The following is a 267-nucleotide window of genomic DNA, read 5'->3' on the forward strand; positions in this document are numbered from 1 at the left end:
TTTTTTTAAATTTTTTATATTATCGATTGGAAGTTCATCATACTCTACATGTCTTGGATCGAAGTCTTTATTTTTAGGTGGTATGGCGTGATTTAGTACTGTTCTTGAAGTCAAAAAAATGTTTTCTTTATCTGGTTGTTTATCAGTCGTTGATTTTTTATTAACCACTGTATCTTTCCACCAACTGTCCTTGTCTGCCACTTTCTCCCCGCCTTTTTTATATCATTAAAAGAATGATTTGTTTAAAGAAATATACTAAAACTATAC

The 267-nt window shown here is 30.0% G+C and carries 1 protein-coding gene; it reads right to left on the reverse strand.

Features of this window, described 5'->3' with window-relative positions; all coding sequences use genetic code 11:
- Positions 1 to 201 (reverse strand): hypothetical protein (locus SB749_RS19695; protein ID WP_410711792.1); only part of this gene is annotated, 201 nt, incomplete at its 3' end.
- Between the last annotated feature and the right edge of the window lie 66 nt (positions 202 to 267).

This window comes from Brevibacterium sp. SIMBA_078, assembly GCF_046534565.1.
Lineage (GTDB): Bacteria > Actinomycetota > Actinomycetes > Actinomycetales > Brevibacteriaceae > Brevibacterium.